Origin of the sequence: Altererythrobacter sp. CAU 1644, assembly GCF_029623755.1 — a bacterium.
Classification (GTDB): domain Bacteria; phylum Pseudomonadota; class Alphaproteobacteria; order Sphingomonadales; family Sphingomonadaceae; genus Erythrobacter; species Erythrobacter arenosus.
On record NZ_CP121106.1, the window covers coordinates 2,359,199 to 2,383,823 of the forward strand.

Below are 24,625 nucleotides of genomic sequence, written 5' to 3' on the forward strand. Positions count from 1 at the left end.
GAAGATGGCTATGACCGATCCCCTGGGTGATATGCTCACCCGCATCCGCAACGGCCAGCAGGCGAAGAAGGACTCCGTCCTGTCGCCCGCTTCGAAGCTTCGTGCAAACGTGCTCGAGGTTCTCACCCGCGAAGGCTACATCCGTGGCTACAGCGAGGACGAGAGCGGCAAGCACAAGGCGCTGCGGATCGAACTGAAGTATTTCGAGGGCGAACCTGCAATCAAGCACGTCGCTCGCGTCTCCAAGCCGGGTCGCCGGATCTATTCGGGTTCGAAGGAACTTCCGACTGTCCGCAACGGCCTTGGCATCACCATCGTCTCGACGCCGAAGGGCGTGCTTTCCGATACGGAAGCCCGCTCGCAGAACGTCGGCGGCGAAGTGCTGGCGGAGGTGTTCTGATGAGCCGCATTGGCAAGAAGCCGGTGGCGATCCCCAGCGGGGTCACTGCCAATATCGAAGAAGGCACGCTGACCGTGAAGGGCCCCAAGGGTACCCTCGCGATGGGTCTTTCCGACCTCATCGACTACAAGGTCGAGGGCGAGGAAATCCAGGTCAATCCGGCTAACGACACCAAGCAAGCACGCGCCTATTGGGGCATGCAGCGCACACTCGTGTCGAACCTGGTTGAAGGCGTGACCGACGGGTTCACCAAGGTGCTCGAGATCTCGGGTGTCGGCTACCGTGCGCAGGCGCAGGGCAAGAAGCTCAAGCTTCAGCTCGGCTATTCGCACGACGTCGATCTCGACGTTCCGGAAGGCCTCGAGGTGAAGACCCCGGACCAGACCACCGTGGAGATTTCCGGCATCGACAAGCAGGCCGTTGGCCAGTTTGCCGCCGAAGTCCGCCGCTGGCGCAAGCCCGAGCCGTACAAGGGCAAGGGCATCAAGTACCGCGGCGAATATGTCTTCCGCAAGGAAGGGAAGAAGAAGTAAGATGGCAAAGCTTTCTCTCTTTGAACGCCGCCGCCGCCGTGTGCGCACCGCTCTTCGCAGCCGTGCGGGCGACCGTCCGCGTCTGTCGGTGCACCGCACCGGCCGTCACATCTACGCGCAGATCATCGACGATGCCGCAGGCAAGACCCTTGCTGCAGCTTCGACCCTCGGCGGGAAGAAGTCGGGCGCCAATGTCGATGCCGCTGCCCAGGTGGGCAAGGACATCGCTGCAGCCGCCAAGAAGGCTGGCGTGACGACTGTCGTGTTCGATCGCGGCGGGTTCCTGTTCCATGGTCGCGTCAAGGCGCTGGCCGATGCCGCTCGCGAAGGCGGGCTGGAGTTCTGATGATGGCAGACGAAAAGAAAAACGAAGAAGCTCAGGTCGAAGAGTCCGCAGCCACCGAAGCTCCCGCTGAGGAAGCCCAGGCTGAAGCTGCTCCGGCCGAAGAAGCGAAGACCGAAGAAGTCGTCGCTGAAGCCGAGACCGAGCATGCCGTGACCAAGGAAGAACCGGCGGTCGCCGATACGCCGTCCGAAGCTGCCGACAACCAGTCGCCGGCCCAGGGCGCCGAAGGTCAGCCGCAGGAACGCCAGGGCCGGGGCGGCCGTGGTGGCAACCGTGACGGTGGCCGTGGCCGTGGCCGTGGTCGTGACGATCGTCGTGGTCGCCGCGAGGAAGAAGATGACGGCATCATCGAGAAGCTCGTCCACATCAACCGCGTCTCGAAGACGGTGAAGGGCGGTAAGCGCTTCGGTTTCGCTGCGCTGGTCGTCGTGGGTGACGGCTCGGGCCGCGTCGGCTTTGGTCATGGCAAGGCACGCGAAGTGCCGGAAGCCATCACCAAGGCGACCGCTGCTGCGCGCAAGAAGATGATCCGCGTCCCGCTCAAGGAAGGCCGCACGCTGCATCACGACGGCCGCGGCCGCTTCGGGGCCGGCAAGGTCACCGTTCGCACCGCGCCTCCGGGTACCGGCATCATCGCCGGTGGTCCGATGCGTGCCGTGTTCGAGAGCCTCGGCGTGGCCGACGTTGTGACCAAGTCGGTCGGAACCTCGAACCCCTACAACATGATCCGCGCCACCTTTGACGCGCTCGCCAACCAGTCTTCGCCGAAGTCGGTTGCCCAGCGTCGTGGCAAGAAGGTCGCCGACCTTCTCGGTCGTGGCGGTGCCAGCGAAGCCGAGGCGGAAGCCGAAGCCGCTGCTATCGTGGAGTAAGTTAGATGGCTGACAAGAAAACCATCAAGATCAAGCAGATCGGTTCGCCGATCCGCCGTCCCGAGAGCCAGAAGAAGATCCTCATTGGTCTCGGGCTCAACAAGATGCACAAGATCGTCGAACGCCAGGACACCCCCGAGGTGCGCGGTGCGATCGCCAAGATCCCGCATCTGGTTGAAGTGATCGACTAAATGCAAAGCACTCGGATTGCCCTGCGCGAAATTCTCCGTCTGGAGGAGCAGGGTGATTGGGGAGCGGTTGAAAGTAAGTCTCTTGAGCTCGCGAAGGCAGTTGCAACAGGCGAGTGCGAAGATCCGCCAGCCGAAATTTATCGTTACATTGATGATTTCGATATTCGGCAAGAAGACGATCGCTACGGAGACATGCAACGTGCGGACCTTCGAAAATTCTTGGGTCTGCAATAATTGAAGCGCGAACAAAGCGAAAGCGAGTGCAAAACTATGAAACTTAACGATATTCGTGACAACGAAGGCGCCCGCAAGGGTCGCATCCGCGTCGGCCGTGGCATCGGCTCGGGCAAGGGCAAGACCGCTGGTCGCGGCCAGAAGGGCCAGAAGAGCCGTTCGGGCGTTGCCATCAAGGGCTTCGAAGGCGGCCAGATGCCGCTGCACATGCGCCTGCCGAAGCGCGGCTTCAACAACCCGTTCGGCAAGGACTACGCCGAAGTGAACGTGGGCATGGTCCAGAAGTTCATCGACGCCAAGAAGCTTGATGCCAAGAAGGACATCACCGAAGAAGCCCTGCGCGAAGCAGGCCTGGTTCGTGGCGGCAAGGACGGCGTGCGTCTTCTCGGCAAGGGCGAGCTCAAGGCCAAGGCCAAGTTCGTCGTGACCGGCGCCACCAAGGGTGCGATTGCAGTGGTCGAAAAGGCCGGCGGCAGCGTCGAAGTAGCCGCTCCGGCCACGCCCGAGCACGAAAAGAAGGCTGCTCGCGCGGAAGCCAACAAGGCCGCGAAAGCCAAGTAATCGAAGAAATCGGGGAGTGGGGGTTCGACATCGGGCTACCCGCTCCCTATTTAACCTTTCCGAGCCGGGAGGGTCCGGCGACGAGTTAGGGCATTAGAAGTTCCATGGCATCACGCGCCGACAGCATCGCGAGCAATCTCAGTCTCGCCAATTTCTCCAAGGCCACCGAGCTGAAGAACCGCATCTGGTTCACCATCGGTGCGCTGATCGTCTTCCGCTTCCTGAGCTTCGTTCCGCTGCCGGGCATCAACCCGATCGCGCTGCGTGATCTCGCGGACGTGACGAGCGGCGGTATCGTCGACATGTTCAACATGTTCACCGGCGGCAGCCTCGAGCGCATGAGCCTCATCGCCCTCGGCGTGATGCCCTACATCACCGCCTCGATCGTGGTGCAGATGGCCGCCGCGCTGCATCCCACGCTCGCCGCGCTCAAGAAAGAGGGCGCCTCGGGGCGGCAGAAGCTCAACCAGTACACCCGCTATGGCACCGTGTTCCTGTGCGTGATCCAGGGCTGGTTCCTGGCTTCGGGCCTTGAAAGCTTCGCCAATTCGCAGGGCATCCAGGCGGTCGTGCAGCCGGGCTACATGTTCCGCGTCGGCGCGGTCATCAGCCTCGTCGGCGGCACCATGTTCCTCCTCTGGCTGGGTGAGCAGATCACCAGCCGCGGCATCGGCAACGGCGTTTCGCTGATCATCATGGCGGGCATCGTCGCCCAGTTCCCGACCTTCACCGCGAACTTGTTCGAGGGTGGTCGCACGGGCTCGATCGCGCCCGGCATTATCATCGGTTTCATCGTGATGATCGTTGTCCTGATCCTGCTGATCTCGTTCTTCGAGCGGGCCCAGCGCCGGTTGCTTATCCAGTATCCCAAGCGCGCCACACAGCGCGGCATGATGCAGGCCGATCGTTCGCACCTTCCGCTGAAGCTCAACACGGCCGGCGTTATTCCGCCGATCTTCGCGAGCTCCTTGCTGCTGTTGCCGCTGACGATTTCGCAGTTCGCCGGGAATTCGGTGAACACGGACAGCACGACCGGTTCGATAATCGTGACGCTGAACCAGTACCTCGCGCACGGTCAGCCGCTCTACATGACGCTCTATGCCATCGGCATCATCTTCTTCTGCTTCTTCTACACCGCCGTCGTCTTCAACCCCGAAGAGACCGCAGAGAACCTGAAGAAGAACGGCGGCTTCATTCCCGGCATCCGGCCGGGCAAGCGTACCTCGGATTATCTCGATTATGTCCTGACCCGCATCACCGTGGTCGGCGCGATCTATCTGACTATCGTCTGTGTTGTGCCGGAGTACATGATCGCCCAAACCGGCATTCCGCTGTTCCTCGGCGGAACCAGCCTGCTGATCGTGGTCAACGTGACTGTCGATACGATCAGCCAGATCCAGTCGCACCTGCTGGCGCACCAGTATGGCGACCTGATCAAGAAGGCGAAACTGAAGGGTCGGATGCGCTAGGCGGCATCGCAAATTGGTTGGGGGTAGTTTGCTGTGAACATCATTCTTCTCGGACCTCCGGGCGCAGGCAAGGGAACGCAAAGCGCGCGGCTCGTCGAGCACCATGGCATGCGCCAGCTTTCGACCGGTGACATGCTGCGGGCCGCAGTGAAGGCCGGCACGCCGGTTGGAATCAAGGCCAAGGCGGTGATGGATCGCGGCGAGCTGGTTTCCGACGAAATCGTGTCCGAGCTGATCGACGCCGAACTGACCGCGATGGGCCCTGATGTTGGCGCAATCTTCGACGGCTATCCGCGCACCGAAGTCCAGGCCGAAATGCTCGACGGCTTGCTGAACAAGCATGGCCGCACGCTCGATCACGTGATCGAACTCGAGGTCGACATCGACGCACTGGTCGAGCGCATTACCGGCCGTTTTTCCTGCGGCGATTGCGGGGCCTTGTACCACGATACAGCCAACCCGCCGGCGAAGGATGGGGTGTGCGACGAGTGTGGCTCGACCGAATTCAAACGCCGTCCCGATGACAACGAAGAGACCGTGCGCACGCGTATGGTCGAGTATCGCGCCAAAACCGCGCCGATCCTCCCGGGCTACGAAGCGCGCGGGATCGTCCGCCGGGTGGATGGCATGGCGAGCATCGAGGAAGTAACCGCCGCGATCGACGAGATCCTCGGCTAGCAACGGCATTTCGCTGGCAGTGGGTTGCGCGTTGCGGTGGCTTTCAACCGCCGGTTCTTTGTCCTAGACCTCCCTTCCAAGGAGGGATCTTCGCCATGAAAAACTACGTTGCCGGCCTGGTCGTGCCGCTGCTTCTTGCCGCTTCTAACGCACGCGCAGAGGTCGTCGCGCAGGACGATGACAGCTTCGTCACGCGCGACACGGCCGTTGTTGCAACCGATCCCAAGGCGACATGGCTGGCGCTCATTTCCCCTGGCAAGTGGTGGAACTCGGCGCACACCTGGTCGGGTGATGCAGCCAATATGACGCTCAGGCCACAGGCAGGAGGCTGCTTCTGCGAGAAGATCCCCGAAGACCCCACTGCCGACCGTGTGACGCTCGAAGGGAGTGTCGAACACATGCGGGTAATCCAGGCCTTCCCCGAAAAGGTCCTGCGCATGCGTGGCGGGCTTGGCCCTCTGCAGAGCGAACCGGCAGACGGCGTGCTCACGATTGTCCTTTCCGAAGCGGAGGAGGGCACCCGGATCGTGTGGGAATATGTGGTCGGCGGCGCCATGCGCTACGAGAAGGCAGTGATCTCCAAGGCGGTCGATGGCGTTATGACCCAGCAGCTCGACGGGCTGGCCGCCCTCTTGGGGCGGCTCGACAAGCCGTCCGTGGCTGCAGAGGAACAAGAGGGCGCGACGGGCGAAGAGAGCGATGCCGGGGAAGCCCCCGCCGATGGCCCGGAGCCAACGCTGGAAGAGGCGATCGACGCCCTCGTGGACGATTGATTGCACCGCGCCGATGCGCGACAATGCACATGGTTTTGACCGCGCCGCGACTTGGCGGTAGGATAGGTTGAAATCCACCGTATGCGACCCATATCGGCCGCACGCGGTCGAACGCGCGCTTCCCCTGTTGACGCAGGGGGAGAATCGCACTAAGCGCGCCTTCATTCGACACGTTCGAACAAAGTCCGGCAGGCGGCAGCCAATGTGCGCGCCAACCGGGCTTTTTGCCGTTGAAGCGTAAAGCGTCGGCGGTCGAGCGGGTTGAGCAAACCGCTATGAGATAGGGGCGGCCCCGCTGTCGGTCCCCTGTGGAGCATGGAGAAGTAAGTGGCTCGTATTGCCGGGGTAAATATCCCCACCAACAAGCGCGTTATCATCGCGCTGACCTACATTCACGGAATCGGTCGTACCACCGCCGTGGAAATCGCCAACAAGCTGGGCATCGATCACAGCCGTCGCGTTCAGGATCTGTCGGACGAGGAAGTCCTGCGCATCCGTGAAACGATCGACGCCGATTACACGGTGGAAGGTGACCTGCGTCGCAACACCGCGATGAACATCAAGCGCCTGATGGACCTTCGTTCCTATCGCGGCCTGCGTCATCGTAACGGCCTGCCCGTTCGCGGACAGCGCACGCACACCAATGCCCGTACCCGCAAGGGTAAGGCGAAGCCCATCGCCGGGAAGAAGAAGTAAGCCGCGGGGCCTGCCCCAAAGCTTTTCCCTTCTCTCGATAGTAAAGAGGAATACGAACCATGGCACGCGAACCCGCCAAAGTACGGCGCCGTGACAAGAAGAACATCAGCAGCGGCGTTGCGCATATCAACGCCAGCTTCAACAACACCATGATCACCATCACCGATGCGCAGGGCAATGCGATCAGCTGGTCCAGCGCCGGCATGATGGGGTTCAAGGGCAGCCGCAAGTCGACGCCGTATGCAGCACAGGTTGCTGCTGACGACGCCGGCAAGAAGGCCGCCGAACACGGTGTGCGCACTCTCGAAGTCGAAGTGAAGGGCCCGGGTTCGGGTCGTGAGAGCGCGCTGCGCGGTCTCGCCGCTGTCGGCTTCAACATCACGTCGATCCGCGACGTGACGCCGATCCCGCATAACGGGGTGAGGCCGTCCAAGCGCCGTCGCGTCTGATCCGAACCTGCCGGGCGGCACCTTCGGGTTGCCGCCTGTTTCTCGGACCGGACGTGCTCTCCAGCGCCGCCGGTCCCGTCCGTTTTTAGAACCCTAGGGGAAATCCATGTCCGTCAATATGAAGAACTGGCAGGAACTTAAGAAACCCAACACGCTCGACATCAAGGAAGGCGGCGACAAGGGTCGCAAGGCGACTTTCGTGGCCGAGCCGCTCGAGCGTGGCTTTGGCCTTACGCTGGGCAACGCGCTGCGCCGCGTCCTCCTCAGCTCGCTTCAGGGCGGGGCCATCACCTCGATCAAGATCGAGAACGTGCTGCACGAATTCTCCTCGCTTGCTGGCGTGCGCGAAGACGTGACCGATATCGTCCTCAACGTGAAGCAGATCGCCCTCAAGATGGAAGGCGAAGGCCCCAAGCGCCTGCAGCTCTCGGCCACCGGCCCGGGCGAGGTGAAGGCTGGCGACATCGCCGTTTCGGGCGATATCGAGGTCATGAACAAGGATCTCGTGATCTGCCACCTCGACGAAGGCGCGACGCTCAACATGGAGCTCACTGCCGACACCGGTAAGGGCTATGTTCCCGCCGTGCAGAACCGTCCGGTGGATGCGCCGATCGGCCTGATCCCGGTCGACTCGCTCTATTCGCCGGTTCGCCAGGTGAGCTACAAGGTAGAGAACGCCCGCGTCGGGCAGGAGCTCGACTACGACAAGCTCTCGCTGACCATCGAAACCGACGGCACCGTCACCCCGGAAGATGCGATCGCCTATGCCGCGCGCATCCTGCAGGACCAGCTGACGCTGTTCGTCCACTTCGAAGACGGCATCCCGCAGCCACAGTCGGCTATGATCGGTCAGGCTGCTGCCCCGCAGGAAGACGACGCCAACCAGCTCAACCGTTACCTGCTCAAGAAGGTCGACGAGCTTGAGCTGTCGGTCCGTTCGGCCAACTGCCTCAAGAACGACAACATCATCTACATCGGCGATCTGGTCCAGAAGACCGAGGCCGAGATGCTGCGCACGCCGAATTTCGGCCGCAAGTCGCTCAACGAGATCAAGGAAGTGCTCTCCAGCATGGGTCTGCGCCTCGGCATGGACATCCCCGGCTGGCCGCCTGAGAACATCGAGGAAATGGCCAAGAAGCTCGAACAGGAGCTGCTGGGCTAACACCTCGCACGGGGCATGGGCCGGACCCCTTAATCCGGCCCGGATCGGGCTACCTCACACGGGCCCCCTACGAACGAAGGATGAAGTAAAATGCGTCACGGTATTTCGCAGCGCAAGCTGGGCCGCAAGTCGGGCCACCGCAAGGCCCTGTTCCGCAACATGGCTGCCGCGCTGATCAAGCACGAGCAGATCCAGACAACGCTGCCCAAGGCGAAGGAACTGCGCCCCTATGTCGAGAAGCTGATCACGCTGGCCAAGCGTGGCGGCCTTTCGAACCGTCGCCTGGCCATGAGCCGCCTCGGTGACGAGACGCAGCTCAAGAAGCTGTTCGACGTTCTGGCCGAGCGTTTCGGTGATCGCGACGGCGGCTACACCCGCATCATCAAGGCCGGCTATCGCGAGAGCGACGCTGCGCAGATGGCGATCATCGAATTCGTCGACCGCGACATGGACGCCAAGGGCCAGGATTCGGGCCCGGTCATGAACGACGACGAGGAAGAATTCGAAGACGCGTAAGCGCACCGAGTTCCGAAGGAATTCCTGAAGGGCGGTTGCACTGCGGTGCGGCCGCCCTTTTTCCATGGCTGCTTGACAGAACCTCGGGCCCGGACGAGTTTTCGCTGTGAGAGGGGAAATGCCTTATGTTCTTGTCGTTACTGGCCGGAGCCGCGATCGGAACGCCAGCCTATGAGGCGACCATCCGGCGCGACACCATCGGTGTGGCACATGTCGAAGGCGAGTCCGATGCCGATGCCGTGTTCGGCATGATCTACGCCCAGGCCGAGGACGATTTTCCCCGCATCGAACGCAACTACCTCGAAAACCTCGGGCGCCTTGCCGAAGCGGAAGGCGAAGGGGCCTTGTGGTCCGACCTGCGCCAGCGCCTGTGGATCGACGAGGCCGACTTGCGGGCCCGCTATGCCGGTTCGCCAGCATGGTTGCAGGAACTGTGCCGGGCCTGGGCGGCGGGTCTCAACCAGTACCTGGCCGATCATCCGGAGGTCCGGCCCAAGGCCTTCACAAAGTTTGAACCCTGGATGCCGCTAGGGTTCTCGGAAGGGAGCATCGGGGCCGATTTCACCCAGGTGCCATTGTCAGCGCTCAAGGCCTTCTACGGCGACGGGCAGGAGGCACCCAAGGTCGCCAGCCGCGCCATGCCGGCCGAACACGCCGGTTCCAACGGCATCGCCATCGCGCCCAAGCTGAGCGCGGATGGACGCACACTCCTGCTGATCAATCCGCACACGACCCTGTTCTTCCGCGACGTGGTGCACATGCGTTCGGGCGAGGGGCTTGACGCTTACGGCGCGGTCACATGGGGGCAGTTCTTCGTCTACCAGGGCTTCAATCGGCGGCTGGGCTGGATGCACACCACCAGCGGGCTCGACAATGTCGATCATTTTGCAGTCGCCTTCGAGACTGACGACACTGGCCGGATGACCTATCGCTTCGGTGAGGAGCTTCGCGAGATCACCCCGCGGCAGGTCGACATCAAGGTCCGTATGGCCGACGGATCCTTCGAAACCCGCAGCTTCCGGACCCTGGCGACACATCACGGCCCGGTGACCCGGCTCGAAGGCGGCAAGCTCGTTTCGACGGCGCTGATGCATCGCCCGGTGGAAGCGCTCGAGCAAAGCTTCCTGCGCACCAAGGCGACCAGCTTGAACGACTACCTTGAGGTCGCCAAGCGGCGGGCGAACAGCTCGAACAACACTGTCTATGCCGATGCCGACGGACGGATCGCGCTGTTGCTGCCTCAGTTCCTCCCCACGAAAGACGACAGTTTCGACCATCATTCGATCGTTGATGGAAATAATCCGGCGGCGGCCTGGGGCGCGCTGCGCGGCATCGATGAACTGCCCAGCGCGATCGATCCGGCCTCGGGCTACGTCTACAATGTGAACAACGATCCCTGGTCCGCCGCAGGGCCGGGCACGTTCGACCCGGCAGAATACCCCGACGATATCGATCGGTTCGGCTGGAATCCTCGCTCGGATCATGCGCTCAAGCTGCTCATCGGGGCTGATGGCTGGACCGTGGCCCGGTTGCGCGATGCCGCCTACGATACCTACCAGCCGGCGTTTGACGGCCTGCTCGACAAGCTGGCGCAGGCCCAGCGAAGGATGGGCGCAGGCGAGCGCAAGACGCGGCTGGCGGCGCCTGCCGAGGCGCTTGCCCGATGGGACCAGCGCTGGTCGGCGACCGACCAGGTGCAGGCGCTGGCGATCGAATGGATCGAGGCGCTGCACGAGACCAACAAGGACGGATCGGCGGAACGCTATACCTACGCGGCCGATTTTGCCGGCTATCGCGCGGCCAGTGACGAACAGCTCCTCGCGGCGCTGGAGGCGGCCGTGACCAAGCTGGAGAGACAGTGGGGCGATTGGCGCGTGCCATGGGGCGAGGTCCACCGATACCAGCGCAATGACGGCGCCGTCCGGCAGGCGTTCGACGATCTCAAGCCGAGCCTGCCCGTGCCGTTTACCCCCGGTTGGACCGGAAGCCTAGCAACCAGCAATGCGGATGAGGTTGCAGGGCAACGGCGCCGTTACAACAGCCGCGGGAACAGCATCGTCGCGGTCGTCGCCTTCTCCCCGCAAGGGCCGGAGGCCTGGATGGTCACCGCAGGCGGCGTCTCGGGCGATCCGCAATCGCCGCATTTCTCCGACCAGGCGGGCAATCATGTGCTCGGCGTCCTGCAGAAGGTGCCATTGACCGAGGGCGAGATCGCGGCGGCGGCGCAATCCACCTACAGGGTGTCCTACTCGGGAGACTGATATCCCCGAGGGCGCACAATAGCGCATTCAGAAAAAGGGGTATTTTTCTGAACGTCGGCTGTAACCGCAATTCAGCCTCGCCACAGCCCCGTTCATCTAGAAGGTTCCTCAACGCCGAGGCAATCCCGCCACGGCCAGACGAGGAGAACCTCTGATGAGCACCAAGAACAAGCTTTTTGCGAAGGGTGGGATCGCAACGGCTGCCGTGGGCGCAATGGCGCTGGCAGGCGCAACTCCGGCCCAAGCCCGTCATGACAATGACGGTATCGATGCCGGCGACGTGATCGCCGGTGCAGTGATTCTGGGTGGCATTGCCGCCGTTGCCAGCGCTGTTGGGAAGAATCGCGACCGCTACGGCGACTATCGTTACGACGACCGCTATCGCGACAGGTATCGTGACCGCGACTATCGCTACGGTGATCGCTACAACCGCCGCTATGGCAACGCCCGTTCGGCAGTCGAGCGCTGCGTCCGGGCCGTCGAGCGCGATGCGCGCCGCGCAGGCTATCGTTTTGCCGACGTGACCGAGATCCGCGATGTTGACCGCAAGCGCTACGGCTTCCGTGTCAGCGGCCGCCTGGTGGTCGATGGCAACCGCGGCTACGGCCGCTACAACAGCCGCTACAACCGCTACGATCGTTACGACCGCGATGGTCGCTACGATCGCCGGTACAGCTCCGACTCGGGCAAGTTCCGCTGCGATATCTCGCGCGGCCGGGTAGTGGACATCGACTACAAGGGCATCCGCGGTCTTCACTGATCCGGACAGCTCTTCGGCATAGTTCACAGCGTGGGCGGTTCAGGCGATGGAAAGCCTGGGCCGCCTAGTGCTATAAGGGTCGTGGAGCGGTTTGGTGGTCGCCCCTTTACTGTCGACGCCTTTTGAACAGGAGGGAGCCCGATGGCTCGAGTAAACACCTTCGCCGCATGGTCCGGCATGGCCGCTGCGATTTCGATGGCTGCCACGCCTGCCTTGGCTGCCGACATTCCCCAAGCGACACCAAGTTCGACCAGTACCGCCATCGGCGTGTTCGATGCCGACGGCGTCAATGCCGACAATCATCGCTGGTACCGCCACCGTCGCCACAATCGGGTCGACGCTGGCGATGTGCTTGCCGGCGTGCTGATCATCGGCGGGATCGCTGCGGTCGCCAGCGCAGCATCCAAGAACAGCCGCGACCGGCGGTATCGGGACCGGGACTATCGCTATCGCGATTATCGCGACAGTGACTATCGCTATCGCGACCGTCCCTATGACTATCGCGAACGCCGCGGCGACTCGCGCTACAACGCGGGCCGGGGCATCGACAACGCCGTTGAAATGTGCGTTTCCCGCATCGAGCGCGACGCCCGCGTCGACACGGTCGATGAAGTTGAACGCGATGGCGAGGGCTGGCGGGTTTCGGGCACGCTCTACAATGGCGAGCGCTTCAAATGCGAAATCGATAGCCGGGGCCGGATCGAGGACGTCGATTTCGGCGGCTTTGCCGCTCGCGAGGACAAGCAGTGGGACGATGATCGCTATCGCGCGGCGTGGAACGACCGCAACAATGGCCGGATCGCAGAGCCGCAACAGGCGGACGAGGCACAGCCTGCACCGGCCTATCCGGGCGGGCCGATCGAGGGCGAGACTGGCGACGATGGTCGCTATGACACCGCCAACGCTCCCGACTTCGGGGCCTGATTACTTCTGACGTGCAGCGGCGTCGCGATAGGCCGGTAGTGCAAGCTGCCAGCGGATCGCGGCGCCCCGCAGCATAAAGCCTGCCAGCCAGGCGATTCCCCAGGCTAACGATCCACCCAGGCCAGCGAGGCTCGCTGCAACCGCCAAGGTCGCCGACACGGCGGCCGCGGTCACGTAGAGTTCGGGCCGCATGATGATCGATGGGCGTCCGGCGACCACGTCGCGGATGATCCCGCCGACGCAGCCGGTGATAACTCCCATCAGCGCCGCCGGGACAGGCGGGATGCCATAGGACATCGCCTTGGCACTGCCGAGCACCGCATAGGCGGTGAGGCCGGCGCCATCGGCATAGTCGAGCAGCTTGCCCTCCCACATCCGCGTGGGTGTGAACCACGCGATCAGGGCCACGAAGAAGCAGATCGCGGCGACCCACGGGTCGTGCATCCAGAACACCGGCGCACCGATCAACAGGTCGCGAACCGTCCCTCCGCCCACGCCCGTCACCAGAGCGAAGAATGCCATGGTGACGAAGGTCTGCCGCTCCTTCGCGGCGAGCAGCGCACCGGTCAGCGCGAAAATCGCCAGCCCGAGAATGTCGAGCGCATCAAGCAGCGGAGTAAGCGGAACCTCGGGCATTATCCGGCGATCCGGGCCTTGCGCCTGCGGAACATCAGGATGCAGCCGAGCAGCGCCCCGATCACGCCGAGCAGGGCGAAGATTATCAGGATCGGATGGCTGGTTTTCTCGCGGGTCTGAAGATCCATGATGTGCAGGCCCCACATGAAGTCGAACCAGCGCCACCAGCGGGTGCGGACTGCCTCGATCTCGCCCGTGTCACGGCCCACATAGACGCGCGCACCATCCTTGAGCGCCACCTGCCACACCGGGATTTCGCGGCGGAAATCGAACGGCGTCTCCTTGGCATCGAAGAACGTGACGCGCTCGACCTCCTGGCCGCCCACGATCGCCTGCTCTGCCACTTCGCGCGCCTCGAGCGCGTCGAGTGCGTTGATCGACGTCCCCTCGGTCGCGTCGAAACGCTTGACCCGGCCATCGAGGTAGGTGACGAAGGTGACGGCGCGTCCGCGCTGCATCGCCGTGCGGAACTCGCGGATGGGCGGGGCATCGCTGAGCTGGATCGGGATCGGCACCGGGTTGCCCGGCGGCAGGGCCTGCGGCTCAGCCTCGATCCGCAAGTGATTGCCGCGCACTTCCTCGATCGGTTTGGAGGCCATGAACAGGCCGGTCACCATCCACATCAGGATCGGGAAGCCGACCAGCCAGCCGAGCCAGATGTGCCATTTGGCGAAGCGGAGCATCAGGGGTTTCTGTGCCATTGGGTCAGCCGTTCACGATTTCGTCGATGGCCTTGGCGGCCGCGATGCAATCGAGATCGGCGTAACGCGGCCCGATCACCTGCATGCCGCAGGGCAGGGTGGAACCGCCGACCTCGCTTGCCCCGATCGGCACCACGGTCGCCGGGAGATCGGGATAGGTGGCGAGGCCCGACCAGGCGAGCCCGGTCGCGCCATTGACCTGCTCGCCATCGATTTCGAATGTGCCCTTGAACAGCGAGCCCTCCAGATGCGGGATGGCGAGTACCGGCGCGGGCGGGGCAAGCACGAAATCGAATTCGGCGAACAGCGCTGCCCAGGCGCGCTGGTTCTGCGCCTGCCGGTCGAGCATTTCAAACCAGTCGGTCGCGCTGGCGCGCTTGCCCTCGCGATTGGGCGCGCCGCGCGCCATCGAAGTGTTCATCAACCGCAGGTAGTTCGCGTGCTGCTCTGCCAGGTCGGGAACGAGATCGCTCGTGCAAGCCACTGCGACACCGGCACTTTCGAGCGCGGCAATCGCCGCCTCCATCGGCTCTCGCACACTGCTGTCGGGGCGGCTGATCGGATGTTCAAGTATCGCCAGCACGCGGCACTGCGAAAGCGGCTTGCCGGTTTCGGCGAGAGGATGGCTGGCGGTGATCCGGAGCAGCGCTGCCAGATCGTCGGCATTACGGGCGAACGGTCCGGCAACTGATAGTGCCCCGTCGTGCTGAAGCACTTCGGAACGCGGAGATTGATGGCCGCGCTTGCTTACTACGCCCCAGGTCGTGCGATGGCCCCACACCCCGCAGAAATGCGCCGGGACGCGGATCGAGCTACCGATATCGGTGCCGAATTCGCACGCCACCATGCCGCTCGCGACCGCGGCAGCCGAACCGCCCGATGATCCGCCAGCCGAGCGTGCGTGGTCATGCGGGTTGTTGGTCCGGCCATAGACCGGGTTGAAGCTCTGCCAGTCGGTCAGGTCCTCGGGGACGTTGGTCTTGCCGACGATGATCGCACCTGCGGCCTTCAGCCGGGAGACGACTTCCGAATCCTCGGTGGCGACGTGATCGGCGCAGTCCGCATAGCCATATGTTGTCGGCAGGCCGGCCACATCGAAGCTTTCCTTGACCGTCATCGGCACGCCGAACAGCGGCTGATCGGCGCGCGGGGTCTGTTTGTCCATCTGGTGCGCCGTTGCGATGGCGCGCTCGAAATCTCCGACTGCGAGCGCATTTACATGGACGTCGAGTTCCTCGATGCGCACGATCGCGGCATCGACTGCCTCGGTCGGTTTCAACTCACCGGCGCGAATTGCCGCCGCGGTATCAAGCGCGCCCGGCTTGGTAGTCAGTTTCGGATAGGCCAATCGATGCTTCCCCCTTCTGCTGTCCTCATAGGTCCAGCGCTTTGCCCAAGCAAACGTCGAAATGCGCTGAGCGGGTGACATTGTCGGTCTGGGCGATTAGTGCCGCAAGAGCACAAAGTTTCTAGAGGTTTCCGATGCGTATTGCCGTCCTCCCGCTTCTCCTGGTCACCGCCGCCTGCGCTACGGGGGTTGCCGAGGCGCCGCCGGAAACGGTCGCCCCAGCCGGGCCCGCCTATGACCTGCGGGCACAGATGGACAAGCTGGCGGTGGTCGAAATGTCGCCTGACACCAGCTATCTCACGGCGGAAGAGCGGCAGGTGGTGAACCTGCTGATCGAAGCCTCCGGCTACATGAGCGAGATCTACAAGCGCCAGCGGCTGGTCGATTACGGGCGCGCCCGCGCCGCAGTTGCCAACAATCGCCGTGCCGACCGCGACTTGCTGCTCACCATGTTCGACCGAAACTTCGGCCCGTGGGACGAAATGGCCGAACTGCACCCGTTCTGGGGCACCCAGGAGATGCCGCTTGGCGCAGGCTTCTACCCCGCCGACCTGACGCGCGAGGAGTTCGACGCCTATCTTGCGGCAAATCCCGACGAGGCCGACGCGCTGACCAGCGATTACACCGTGGTGCGCAGGGATGGCGACCGGCTCGTCGCCGTACCTTATTCCGAGGCGTACAAGGAATGGCTGGTGCCCGCCGCCATGCTGCTCGAGCAGGCTTCTCAGATCACCAGCAACCCCAGCCTCAAGAAGTTCCTCTCGCTGCGCGCCAAGTCGTTCCTGAGCGACGATTATTTCGAGAGCGAGCTCGCGTGGATGGACCTTGAAGGCACACCGATCGAAGTCGCGATTGGCCCCTACGAGGTCTATACCGACCGGCTTTATGGCAAGAAGACCGCGTTCGAGAGCTTCGTGACGCTCAAGGATCCGGAAGCTTCCGCTGCGCTCGACAAGTACAAGGGCTACCTCCGCGACATGGAGGCGAACCTGCCGATCCCCGAAGAACACAAGAACTTCCAGCGCGGCTTTGCCAGCCCGATCGCGGTCGCGGACCAAATCCAGGGCGGCGGCGACAATGTGCCGGGAAGCCAGACCATCGCCTTCAACCTGCCCAATGACGAGCGCGTGCGCGAGGCCAAGGGCGCGAAGAAGGTGATCCTCTCGAACGTGCTGGGCGCGAAATACGATCGCATCCTCGATCCGATCGGCGATGTCGTGCTGAGCGCCGACCAGGCGCCGCTGGTGGTCAAGAAATACATGCAGATGGAAACGCTGTTTCACGAGCTGGCTCACAGCCTTGGCCCGGGCACGATCACGGTCGATGGTCGCCAGACGACGGTCAATGACGAGCTCAAGGACATGTATTCGCGGCTGGAGGAATCCAAGGCCGACGTCATGGGCGTCTGGAACATCCTCTTCATGATGGAGAAGGGCGAACTGCCCGCGGCCGAGAAGAACCAGCTTTTCGCGACCTATTTCGCCGGCATCTTCCGCGCCGTGCGCTTCGGCACCGAAAGCGCGCACGGAAACGGGGCAGCGCTGCAATATGGCTACCTCAAGGAACTGGGCGCGTTTCGCTGGGACGCGGCGGGCGGCCACTATGTGATCGATCCGGTCAAGATGGAGGCGGGGCTGAAGAGCCTGCTCACCAAGCAGCTGATGCTCCAGGCGACCGGGGATTATGACGGGGTGAAGGCGTTCTTCGCCCAGTACGGCCACCTTGACGAGCATGCCGAGGCTGCAATCGCTGGAATGGATGCGATCCCGGTCGATATCCTACCGGTCTATCCTGAGGGGGTTTGACGCGCGAGAGCCAGAGCAGCGCCGAAACCGATGATCGGTGCGGCACCGTAGCCGATGAGGACGCTGGGGTAATTCGACAGCAATGCCGCCAAAGAGAAGCCGAACAGCGCACCCGCGAGCGCGTGCCGTTCGGCCTTTGGCGCACTTAATGAATGAGCCGTCATGAAAAAACCTGCGAGCAGGGCGGCGAGAAGTGCGAGTGCGATCAGAGGTGCCTCGAGCGCTAACCGCATCAGCAGGCGCTCTACGAAAGGTTGCGCGGGCAATTCGCCGCGAAAACCCGCAATGAGGGTGGCGAGAAACGCCACGCCAGCCACCGGGACGAGGCGCCAGTCGCGCGTCGCGTTGTAGAGGCCGACGGCGGTGAACATGACGGCAAAACCGGTGGCAGCATCGGGTTGCGCGAAGGCTGCAAGGAGGGCCGCCAGCAGGATTGGTGGAGCGTAATCGGTTTCGCGCGCTGCAAGGACGGCAAGCGAGGGTAGCACCAGCGTTCCGGCATGCAGTTGGAAAGGGCCGAGCGGGAGCCAGCGCGCGATGCCGTTGAGGTGCGGACCGGTCGCGAGCGGCACGAACAACAACAGCAGCAGGACGACGATGATGGTGCGACGCGCGCGGGAGCCAATGGCCAGCGGCGGCAGCAGGATCGCCGCCATTCCGATCGCGAGTGCAACCGCATTGATGACGGGATAGCTGGCGGGCGCCCCATAGAACCAGAGATAGGCAATGCCGGCGAGCACGGGCACGGCAAGCGCGGCCACCGCGGTGATGCGCGGGCTCATCCTGCCGACCGATAATGCAAGTTCGCCCGCGCCTGACCTGTTTCAAGAAGCAGCATCAACGCGGGCACCACGATCACATGTGGATCGGCTTGCCCTGGACCGCCATCGCGGCTTCCTTGATCGCTTCGGAATGCGTCGGGTGAGCGTGGCAGGTGTAGGCGATATCTTCCGACGTCGCGCCGAATTCCATCGCCTGCGTCGCCTGCGCGATCATCGTGCCGGCGACGCTGGCAATGCACCACACGCCCAAGACGCGGTCGCTTTCGGCCTCGGCGATGACCTTCACGAAACCTTCGGGCTCGTGATTGGTCTTGGCGCGGCTGTTGGCCATCATCGGGAACTTGCCGACCTTCACCTTGGCCTTGTCGCCCAGCTTCTCGATCGCTTCTTCCTGCGTCAGGCCGACGCCCGCGATTTCGGGCCAGGTGTAGACGACGCCGGGGATCAGGTCGTGGTTCACGATGCCGGTCTGGCCGGCGATGTTCTCGGCACAGGCGATGCCTTCGTCTTCGGCCTTGTGGGCGAGCATGGGGCCGGGAACGACGTCGCCGATCGCCCATACGCCATCAACCTTGGTGCGGAAATCGTGATTGATCTCGATCTGGCCGCGCTTGTTGAGTTCCAGCCCGATGTTCTCGAGGCCGAGACCATCGGTATTGGGACGGCGGCCGATCGACACGAGCACGCAATCCGCCTCGAGCTTCTCCTCATCGCCGCCCGCGCTGGGTTCCAGCGTCAGCGTGGCCTTCTTGCCCTTGACCGAGCAGCCGGTGACCTTGGTCGAAAGGCGCAATTCCATGCCCTGTTTCTTGAAGATCTTGGCCGCTTCCTTGCGGACGTCCATGTCCATGCCGGGCAGGAGCTGGTCGAGGAATTCGACCACGATCACTTCGGCACCCAGGCGGCGCCACACGCTGCCAAGCTCGAGCCCGATCACGCCGCCGCCGATGACGACCATCTTCTTCGGCACCTTGGGCAATTCGAGCGCGCCGGTGCTGTCGACCACGACATGCTTCGAATTGTCGACTTCGACGCCGGGGAGGGGCGTGACCGAGGAGCCGGTGGCAATGATAACGTTCTTGGCGGTGACCGTTTCGTCGCCAACCTTGACCGTGTGCGCATCCAGGAATGTGGCGTGGCCCTTCTTCCAGTCGACCTTGTTCTTCTTGAACAGGAATTCGATGCCCTTGGTCAGACCGCCGACCGCGTCGAGGCGCTGGGCATGCATCTTGTCGAGGTTGAGCTTGGGACTGACGTCGATGCCCATCTCGGCCATGGTGCCATTGGCTGCGGCGTCGAAATACTCCGATGCGTGCAGCATCGCCTTCGACGGGATGCAGCCGACGTTGAGGCACGTTCCGCCCAGCGTCTCGCGGCTTTCGGCGCAGGCGGTCTTGAGGCCGAGCTGCGCAGCGCGGATCGCGGCAACATAGCCGCCGGGGCCGGCACCAATCACAAGAACGTCGTAGTCGTAATCAGCCACTATCTTCAATCCTTAGGTTTGCGCGCGAGGAGGCGCGTAACTGTCGCGTCCAAATCGGACTTTTCGTAATCTTTCCAGCGCGATGCGATGCGCAGACGGGCGGTATCGGTGGTGGCGACAACTTCGTCAGCCACAATCTCGAACCCATATTCAGCGAACAGTGCCCGAAAGTCGCTCTGCTGCCAGCGGTTCTGGTACTGGACCGAATTCTCGAACCAGCGCGACCATTGTGCGTCCTCGAACTGGAGATAGGTCTTGGGATGCGCCGAGCGCGCATAGATGCACAGGTGATCCGCCGGGACGATTTGCTGTGCGACATGCCCGCCCGAACGCAGCACCCGCGAGAGCGAGGCCGCAAGCGTGGGCAGCGCATGGGCGGGGACATGCTCCATCACATCGCTGCTGATGGCGAGATCGATCGAGCGATCCGCAATCGCGTCGAGCAAGCCCTCTTCATCGACGTGATAGCGCATCGAGAGCAGGTCATAGACCTCCTCGAAGCTCGTGCATGCAAGCACTTGCCGGGCGAGCCGCCCGGCGCGCTCAATCCGCGCCGGATCGCGCGGGGCAAGGCGGGGCAGCGCCTCGGTCAGCGCGTTTACATAGGTCCTGAAGGCCGCGAACTGCCGGTTGTCCCACACGTCGAACAGCACGAACTCGACGTCGTAGAACAGGCGGGTGAAAAGCGCTTCCCAGTGGACCCAGCCGGTGCCGAGCTCGAGCACCGTCATTCCGTCGGCGATGGCGCCGTGCCGTTCGATCAGCGCGAGATTGGCGTCGGCCCGCTCGATATAGCCCGGCTTGATACCCGCTGCTCTGCCGCGCCCGCCGATCGCATTGCCGAGCTGCCGATAGGCATGCTTCGTCGCGCTGTTGAGCGAGAAGGCCTTGAGGGCAGCGGCAGTCAACCGGTAGGTCAGCATGGCTCCAGTCTCTAGAGGTCGATCAGCATCCGGGTCGGATCTTCGATCGCTTCCTTGATGATCTTGAGCGCGGTCACCGCTTCACGACCGTCGATCAGGCGGTGGTCATAGGACAGCGCGATGTACATCATCGGGCGGATCACGATCTGGCCATCGACGACGACCGGGCGATCCTCGATCCGGTGGAGGCCGAGGACGGCGCTCTGCGGCGGATTGATGATCGGGGTCGACATCAGGCTGCCGAACACCCCGCCGTTGGAGATGGTGAAGGTGCCGCCGCTCATGTCCTCCATGGTCAACGTACCGGCCTTAGCCCGCGCGCCGAAGTCGGCAATGTCCTTCTCGATCTGGGCAAAGCCCTTCTTGTCGGCATCGCGCACGACCGGGACGACGAGGCCGTTCGGGGCCGAAACCGCGACCGAGATGTCGACGTAGTCGTGATAGACGATCTCGTCGCCCTCGATATAGGCGTTGACCGAGGGCACGTCCTTGAGCGCGAGGCACGAAGCCTTGGCGAAGAAGCCCATGAAGCCAAGACGGATGTCGTGCTTCTTGGCGAACAGGTCCTTGTACTTGGTCCGCGCCTCGATCACCGCCGACATGTCGACATCGTTGAAGGTCGTCAGCAGGGCTGCGTTGTCCTGCGCGCCCTTCAGCCGCTTGGCGATGGTCTGGCGCATGCGCGTCATCTTGACGCGCTCTTCGTTCCGGCCGCCAGCAGGGGCCGCGGACGCAGTGGGAGCAGGCGAGGGCGCTGGCGAAGCGGCGGGGGTGCTGTCCTTGGCCTTGGCCGCGGCGAGCACGTCTTCCTTGGTCAGGCGACCGTCCTTGCCGGTCCCCTTGATCGTGGTCGGATCGACGCCATGCTCCAGTACTGCACGGCGCACTGCGGGCGACATGGTGACGGTATCCGCGGTGCCAGCCGAAGCCTCCTCCTTTGCCGCCGGAGCCGGAGCTTCCTCCTTCGCCGCGGCAGGCTTGGCCGAGGGAGCGCCGCCTTCTTCGACCGTCGCCAGCACGGCGCCGACTTCGACGGTGTCACCCACAGCCACCTTGTGCTCGCCCATCACGCCTGCAACGGGCGAGGGGACGTCCACGGCAACCTTGTCGGTCTCCAGGCTCGCGATCGGTTCATCCACGGCGACCGCGTCGCCGGGATTCTTGAGCCATTCGCCGACAGTGGCTTCGGTGACGGATTCGCCCAGGGTAGGGACTTTGACTTCAGTGGCCATGTGGTTGTTCCCTCAAGCCTTTTTCTTGCGAGTTGAATTCATTTTTCGGTGGCTCTTGCCGCGTTCCGACAGGCCGAGCGCGACGCTGACCAGGCCTTCCTGCTGCGCCAGGTGACGCTTGGCGAAGCCGGTGGCGGGCGAGGCTGCGACCTCGCGGCCGGCATATTGCGGCCGCATGCCCTGGTGCCCCGCCTCGGTCAGCGCTTCCTCGATCTGGCTTTCGACGAAGAACCAGGCGCCGTTGTTCTTGGGCTCTTCCTGACACCAGATGACTTCTTCGAGATTGGTCATCCGCTTCAGGCGCACCGCCAGCGGTTCGCCGGGGAAGGGATAGAGCTGCTCGATCCGGACGATCGAGACATCGTCCACCTCTTCCTCGTCGCGCTTCTGGATCAGGTCGTAGGCGACCTTGCCCGAACAGAGCACGAGCCGCTTGATCTTCTTGTCGTCGATCTCGGTCAGGTCCGACTTGATCCGCATGAAATGATGGTTGCCGAGGAACTCCTCCGCGTTGCTCTTGGCGAGCGGATGGCGCAGCAGGCTCTTGGGAGTCATGATGACGAGCGGCTTGCGGAACGGACGCAGCATCTGGCGGCGCAGTACGTGGAAGTAGTTCGCCGGGGTGGTGATGTTGCAGACTTGGATGTTGTCGTTGGCGCAGAGCTGCAGGAAGCGCTCGAGCCGGGCCGAGCTGTGTTCCGGCCCCTGGCCTTCGTAACCGTGCGGCAGTAGCAGGACGAGGCCATTGGCGCGCAGCCACTTCACTTCGCCAGCCGCGATGAACTGGTCGATCATGATCTGCGCACCGTTGACGAAATCGCCGAACTGGGCTTCCCACATCACCAGCGTCTTGGGATCGGCGAGGGCAAAGCCGTATTCGAAGCCAAGGACGCCGTATTCGCTGAGCGGGCTGTCGTAGACCTCGAACTTGCCATGCGGCAGCTGGCACAGCGGGATGTATTTCTCTTCGGTGTTCTGGTCGACCCAGACCGCGTGCCGCTGGCTGAAAGTGCCGCGACCCGAATCCTGGCCCGACAAGCGGACGCCGAAACCCTCTGTGACGAGGCTACCGTAGGCGAGCGCCTCCGCGGTTGCCCAGTCGAAGCCTTCGCCGTTGTCGAACATCGCGCGCTTGGCATCGAGCACGCGCTGCAGCGTCTTGTGGATCGTGTGGTCGTCGGGAACTGTTGTCAGCGTGCGACCGAGGCTGTCGAACAGTTTCTTGTCGATCGCGCTGTCGACGTTGCGCCGCGCGGTTTCGGGGTCGGCGGGCTTGTTCATGCCGGCCCAGCGACCGCCGAACCAGTCGGCCTCATTGGCCTTGTAGCTGTCGGCCGCGTCGAATTCTTCCTGCAGGAGCGCGTTGAACTCCTCGCGCATCTGCGGCGCCAGTCCCTTCTCGACCACGCCCTGTTCGATGAGCTTGTCGGAGTAGAGCTCGCTCACGCGCGGATGCTTGCGGATCGCATCATACATCAGCGGCTGTGTGAAGCTCGGCTCGTCACCCTCGTTGTGGCCGAAGCGGCGATAACACCACATGTCGATCACGATATCGCGCTTGAACCGTTGGCGATATTCGATCGCCAGCTTGCAAGCGAAGGTCACTGCTTCCGGATCGTCGCCATTGACGTGGAGGATCGGTGCCTGGACGCCCTTGGCGACGTCGGACGGGTAGGGCGAGCTGCGCGCGAAACGCGGGCTCGTCGTGAAGCCGATCTGGTTGTTGATGACGAAGTGGATGCAGCCGCCGGTGTTGTAGCCGTTGACCCCGGAGAAGCCGAGGCATTCCCACACGATGCCCTGTCCGGCGAAGGCAGCGTCGCCGTGCAGCAGGACCGGCAGCACCTGCTCGTGTGCATCGAGGTCTTCGCGCATGGCCTGCTGCGCGCGGACCTTGCCGAGCACGACCGGGTTGACCGCTTCGAGGTGCGAGGGGTTGGGGACCAGCGACATGTGGACCGAGATACCGTCGAACTCGCGGTCGGTGCTGGTGCCGAGGTGGTATTTGACGTCGCCCGAACCGCCCACGTCCTCGGGGTTGGCCGAGCCGCCCTGGAATTCGTGGAAGATCACGCGGTAGGGCTTGGCCATCACATTGGCGAGCACGTTGAGCCGGCCGCGGTGCGCCATGCCGTAGACGATCTCGCGTACGCCGAGCTGCGAGCCATACTTGATCACGGCTTCGAGCGCCGGGATCATAGATTCGCCGCCGTCGAGGCCGAACCGCTTGGTGCCGACGTATTTCTTGCCGAGGAACTTCTCGTATTCCTCGCCGCGGATCACCGCCTGCAGGATTGCATGCTTGCCTTCGGCGGTGAACTGGATCGTGTCCTCGGGCTTCTCGAACTTGTCCTGCAGGAAGCGCCGTTCCTCGGTGTCCGAGATGTGCATGTATTCGAGGCCGACATGGCCGCAATAGGTCTCGCGCAGCACGCGGTAGAGCTGGCCGATCGTGACCCATTCGAACCCGAACACGCCGCCGACATAGACTTCGAGATCCTCTTGCCCCGAAAATCCGTGCCATTCGAGGCTGAGATCCTCGGGCTGGTCGCGGTGCGACAGGCCGAGCGGGTCGAGATTGGCCGCGAGGTGGCCGCGCACGCGATAGAGGCGCACCATCAGCATCGCGCGGATCGAATTGTCTGCCGCCTGCTCGATCGCCTTGGGATCGGTCGGCTTGCCGGCCTTGGCCGCAGCATCCTTGACCGCGAGCTTCATCGCGGTCGGGTCCATCGCCTGCGTCAGGTCGGCATCGGCATCGACCGCCGATTCCAGCCAGCGCGGATTGCCCCAGCTCGGGCCGGGTTGCGGGCCTTCCTGGTCGGAAAGCTCGGGCAGGAAATCGTGCTGTTCGTTACCCATTGGTCTGGTCACCTCTTGGCTCACCAAC

26 protein-coding genes are annotated in these 24,625 nt (G+C 63.4%); 18 read left to right on the plus strand and 8 right to left on the minus strand.

Translation table 11 applies throughout. From position 1 onward, the window contains the following. The first annotated feature begins 4 nt into the window (after nt 1-4). The 17 genes from rpsH to P7228_RS11815 all read left to right on the plus strand — a co-directional run bounded on the left by rpsH (nt 5) and on the right by P7228_RS11815 (nt 12,825). Nucleotides 5-400, plus strand: coding sequence for a 30S ribosomal protein S8 (gene rpsH / locus P7228_RS11735; protein WP_278015426.1), 396 nt, complete (start codon nt 5-7; stop codon nt 398-400). Next, a complete protein-coding gene (gene rplF, locus P7228_RS11740) occupies nt 400-933 on the plus strand; it encodes a 50S ribosomal protein L6 (RefSeq protein WP_278015427.1) in 534 nt (177 codons plus the stop codon). Before rpsH ends, rplF begins: the two co-directional genes overlap by 1 nt. Before the next feature lies 1 nt (nt 934). Then, complete coding sequence (rplR, locus tag P7228_RS11745) at nt 935-1,279, plus strand: 50S ribosomal protein L18 (RefSeq protein ID WP_278015428.1); 345 nt, start codon at nt 935-937, stop codon at nt 1,277-1,279. Beyond that, nucleotides 1,279-2,151: a 30S ribosomal protein S5 gene (gene rpsE / locus P7228_RS11750; RefSeq protein WP_278015429.1), complete on the plus strand. Its 873-nt coding sequence runs from the start codon at nt 1,279-1,281 to the stop codon at nt 2,149-2,151. The genes rplR and rpsE overlap by 1 nt, the downstream gene beginning before the upstream one ends. 5 nt (nt 2,152-2,156) lie before the next feature. Beyond that, entirely contained in the window at nt 2,157-2,342 is a 186-nt protein-coding gene (rpmD, locus tag P7228_RS11755) for a 50S ribosomal protein L30 (protein WP_278015430.1), read from the plus strand. Then, nucleotides 2,343-2,576, plus strand: coding sequence for a hypothetical protein (locus P7228_RS11760; RefSeq protein ID WP_278015431.1), 234 nt, complete (start codon nt 2,343-2,345; stop codon nt 2,574-2,576). Nucleotides 2,577-2,612: 36 nt separating this feature from the next. Continuing rightward, nucleotides 2,613-3,137 carry a 50S ribosomal protein L15 gene (gene rplO / locus P7228_RS11765; protein ID WP_278015432.1) on the plus strand — a complete coding sequence of 175 codons (525 nt, stop codon included), beginning with the start codon at nt 2,613-2,615 and terminating at the stop codon, nt 3,135-3,137. Nucleotides 3,138-3,241: 104 nt separating this feature from the next. Then, a complete protein-coding gene (gene secY / locus P7228_RS11770; RefSeq protein WP_278015433.1) occupies nt 3,242-4,606 on the plus strand; it encodes a preprotein translocase subunit SecY in 1,365 nt (454 codons plus the stop codon). A gap of 33 nt (nt 4,607-4,639) precedes the next feature. Continuing rightward, the gene (locus P7228_RS11775; protein WP_278015434.1) at nt 4,640-5,284 is read left to right on the plus strand and encodes an adenylate kinase; all 645 of its coding nucleotides are present in this window, start codon (nt 4,640-4,642) and stop codon (nt 5,282-5,284) included. A gap of 95 nt (nt 5,285-5,379) precedes the next feature. Further along, nucleotides 5,380-6,057: an SRPBCC family protein gene (locus P7228_RS11780; RefSeq protein ID WP_278015435.1), complete on the plus strand. Its 678-nt coding sequence runs from the start codon at nt 5,380-5,382 to the stop codon at nt 6,055-6,057. 327 nt (nt 6,058-6,384) lie between these two features. Beyond that, nucleotides 6,385-6,753 (plus strand): 30S ribosomal protein S13, encoded by a 369-nt coding sequence (rpsM, locus tag P7228_RS11785; protein ID WP_278015436.1) that lies wholly within the window; start codon nt 6,385-6,387, stop codon nt 6,751-6,753. 59 nt (nt 6,754-6,812) lie between these two features. Further along, nucleotides 6,813-7,202, plus strand: coding sequence for a 30S ribosomal protein S11 (gene rpsK, locus P7228_RS11790; RefSeq protein WP_118054252.1), 390 nt, complete (start codon nt 6,813-6,815; stop codon nt 7,200-7,202). 106 nt (nt 7,203-7,308) lie between these two features. Then, nucleotides 7,309-8,364: a DNA-directed RNA polymerase subunit alpha gene (locus P7228_RS11795; protein WP_278015437.1), complete on the plus strand. Its 1,056-nt coding sequence runs from the start codon at nt 7,309-7,311 to the stop codon at nt 8,362-8,364. 90 nt (nt 8,365-8,454) lie between these two features. Next, entirely contained in the window at nt 8,455-8,880 is a 426-nt protein-coding gene (rplQ, locus tag P7228_RS11800) for a 50S ribosomal protein L17 (protein WP_278015438.1), read from the plus strand. 125 nt (nt 8,881-9,005) lie between these two features. After that, entirely contained in the window at nt 9,006-11,141 is a 2,136-nt protein-coding gene (locus P7228_RS11805) for a penicillin acylase family protein (RefSeq protein ID WP_278015439.1), read from the plus strand. Between the two features lie 154 nt (nt 11,142-11,295). Continuing rightward, nucleotides 11,296-11,901, plus strand: a complete 606-nt coding sequence (locus tag P7228_RS11810) for a hypothetical protein (protein ID WP_278015440.1) — start codon at nt 11,296-11,298, stop codon at nt 11,899-11,901. A 141-nt stretch (nt 11,902-12,042) separates the two neighbouring features. Continuing rightward, nucleotides 12,043-12,825 (plus strand): hypothetical protein, encoded by a 783-nt coding sequence (locus tag P7228_RS11815; protein WP_278015441.1) that lies wholly within the window; start codon nt 12,043-12,045, stop codon nt 12,823-12,825. Here the strand turns inward: P7228_RS11815 and P7228_RS11820 are convergent, their stop codons facing one another. Genes P7228_RS11820 through P7228_RS11830 form a run of 3 tightly spaced genes read right to left on the minus strand, consistent with a single transcriptional unit; the run spans nt 12,826 to nt 15,510 of the window. Then, entirely contained in the window at nt 12,826-13,461 is a 636-nt protein-coding gene (locus P7228_RS11820; protein ID WP_278015442.1) for a trimeric intracellular cation channel family protein, read from the minus strand. After that, nucleotides 13,461-14,162: a PepSY domain-containing protein gene (locus P7228_RS11825; protein WP_278015443.1), complete on the minus strand. Its 702-nt coding sequence runs from the start codon at nt 14,160-14,162 to the stop codon at nt 13,461-13,463. Before P7228_RS11825 ends, P7228_RS11820 begins: the two co-directional genes overlap by 1 nt. A gap of 4 nt (nt 14,163-14,166) precedes the next feature. Continuing rightward, nucleotides 14,167-15,510 carry an amidase family protein gene (locus P7228_RS11830; RefSeq protein ID WP_278015444.1) on the minus strand — a complete coding sequence of 448 codons (1,344 nt, stop codon included), beginning with the start codon at nt 15,508-15,510 and terminating at the stop codon, nt 14,167-14,169. 134 nt (nt 15,511-15,644) lie between these two features. Here P7228_RS11830 and P7228_RS11835 point away from each other — a divergent pair, with 134 nt between their 5' ends. Further along, entirely contained in the window at nt 15,645-17,315 is a 1,671-nt protein-coding gene (locus tag P7228_RS11835) for a dipeptidyl-peptidase 3 family protein (RefSeq protein ID WP_278015445.1), read from the plus strand. Here the strand turns inward: P7228_RS11835 and P7228_RS11840 are convergent. From P7228_RS11840 to P7228_RS11860, 5 genes are all read right to left on the minus strand, one after another. Further along, on the minus strand, nt 17,297-18,097 hold the full coding sequence (locus P7228_RS11840; RefSeq protein ID WP_278015446.1) for a hypothetical protein: 801 nt from the start codon (nt 18,095-18,097) through the stop codon (nt 17,297-17,299). The genes P7228_RS11835 and P7228_RS11840 overlap by 19 nt on opposite strands. A 73-nt stretch (nt 18,098-18,170) precedes the next feature. Then, nucleotides 18,171-19,580, minus strand: coding sequence for a dihydrolipoyl dehydrogenase (gene lpdA, locus P7228_RS11845; RefSeq protein ID WP_278015447.1), 1,410 nt, complete (start codon nt 19,578-19,580; stop codon nt 18,171-18,173). A 5-nt stretch (nt 19,581-19,585) separates the two neighbouring features. After that, nucleotides 19,586-20,503 (minus strand): class I SAM-dependent methyltransferase, encoded by a 918-nt coding sequence (locus P7228_RS11850; RefSeq protein WP_278015448.1) that lies wholly within the window; start codon nt 20,501-20,503, stop codon nt 19,586-19,588. Between the two features lie 11 nt (nt 20,504-20,514). Further along, on the minus strand, nt 20,515-21,735 hold the full coding sequence (odhB, locus tag P7228_RS11855; protein WP_278015449.1) for a 2-oxoglutarate dehydrogenase complex dihydrolipoyllysine-residue succinyltransferase: 1,221 nt from the start codon (nt 21,733-21,735) through the stop codon (nt 20,515-20,517). A gap of 12 nt (nt 21,736-21,747) precedes the next feature. After that, entirely contained in the window at nt 21,748-24,597 is a 2,850-nt protein-coding gene (locus P7228_RS11860) for a 2-oxoglutarate dehydrogenase E1 component (RefSeq protein WP_278015450.1), read from the minus strand. Between the last annotated feature and the right edge of the window lie 28 nt (nt 24,598-24,625).

What these genes read in the sequence shown, in the direction of transcription:
- P7228_RS11805 (WP_278015439.1), top strand. Translation starts at nt 9,006, where the DNA reads ATGTTCTTGTCGTTACTGGCCGGAGCCGCGATCGGAACGCCAGCCTAT.
- odhB (WP_278015449.1), bottom strand. Translation starts at nt 21,735, where the DNA reads ATGGCCACTGAAGTCAAAGTCCCTACCCTGGGCGAATCCGTCACCGAA.
- rpsH (WP_278015426.1), top strand. Translation starts at nt 5, where the DNA reads ATGGCTATGACCGATCCCCTGGGTGATATGCTCACCCGCATCCGCAAC.
- P7228_RS11780 (WP_278015435.1), top strand. Translation starts at nt 5,380, where the DNA reads ATGAAAAACTACGTTGCCGGCCTGGTCGTGCCGCTGCTTCTTGCCGCT.
- rpsE (WP_278015429.1), top strand. Translation starts at nt 1,279, where the DNA reads ATGATGGCAGACGAAAAGAAAAACGAAGAAGCTCAGGTCGAAGAGTCC.
- P7228_RS11840 (WP_278015446.1), bottom strand. Translation starts at nt 18,097, where the DNA reads ATGAGCCCGCGCATCACCGCGGTGGCCGCGCTTGCCGTGCCCGTGCTC.
- rpmD (WP_278015430.1), top strand. Translation starts at nt 2,157, where the DNA reads ATGGCTGACAAGAAAACCATCAAGATCAAGCAGATCGGTTCGCCGATC.
- P7228_RS11825 (WP_278015443.1), bottom strand. Translation starts at nt 14,162, where the DNA reads ATGGCACAGAAACCCCTGATGCTCCGCTTCGCCAAATGGCACATCTGG.
- P7228_RS11795 (WP_278015437.1), top strand. Translation starts at nt 7,309, where the DNA reads ATGTCCGTCAATATGAAGAACTGGCAGGAACTTAAGAAACCCAACACG.
- rplQ (WP_278015438.1), top strand. Translation starts at nt 8,455, where the DNA reads ATGCGTCACGGTATTTCGCAGCGCAAGCTGGGCCGCAAGTCGGGCCAC.
- rplF (WP_278015427.1), top strand. Translation starts at nt 400, where the DNA reads ATGAGCCGCATTGGCAAGAAGCCGGTGGCGATCCCCAGCGGGGTCACT.
- rpsK (WP_118054252.1), top strand. Translation starts at nt 6,813, where the DNA reads ATGGCACGCGAACCCGCCAAAGTACGGCGCCGTGACAAGAAGAACATC.
- P7228_RS11810 (WP_278015440.1), top strand. Translation starts at nt 11,296, where the DNA reads ATGAGCACCAAGAACAAGCTTTTTGCGAAGGGTGGGATCGCAACGGCT.
- P7228_RS11860 (WP_278015450.1), bottom strand. Translation starts at nt 24,597, where the DNA reads ATGGGTAACGAACAGCACGATTTCCTGCCCGAGCTTTCCGACCAGGAA.
- P7228_RS11760 (WP_278015431.1), top strand. Translation starts at nt 2,343, where the DNA reads ATGCAAAGCACTCGGATTGCCCTGCGCGAAATTCTCCGTCTGGAGGAG.
- P7228_RS11835 (WP_278015445.1), top strand. Translation starts at nt 15,645, where the DNA reads ATGCGTATTGCCGTCCTCCCGCTTCTCCTGGTCACCGCCGCCTGCGCT.
- secY (WP_278015433.1), top strand. Translation starts at nt 3,242, where the DNA reads ATGGCATCACGCGCCGACAGCATCGCGAGCAATCTCAGTCTCGCCAAT.
- rplR (WP_278015428.1), top strand. Translation starts at nt 935, where the DNA reads ATGGCAAAGCTTTCTCTCTTTGAACGCCGCCGCCGCCGTGTGCGCACC.
- P7228_RS11850 (WP_278015448.1), bottom strand. Translation starts at nt 20,503, where the DNA reads ATGCTGACCTACCGGTTGACTGCCGCTGCCCTCAAGGCCTTCTCGCTC.
- P7228_RS11820 (WP_278015442.1), bottom strand. Translation starts at nt 13,461, where the DNA reads ATGCCCGAGGTTCCGCTTACTCCGCTGCTTGATGCGCTCGACATTCTC.
- P7228_RS11815 (WP_278015441.1), top strand. Translation starts at nt 12,043, where the DNA reads ATGGCTCGAGTAAACACCTTCGCCGCATGGTCCGGCATGGCCGCTGCG.
- rplO (WP_278015432.1), top strand. Translation starts at nt 2,613, where the DNA reads ATGAAACTTAACGATATTCGTGACAACGAAGGCGCCCGCAAGGGTCGC.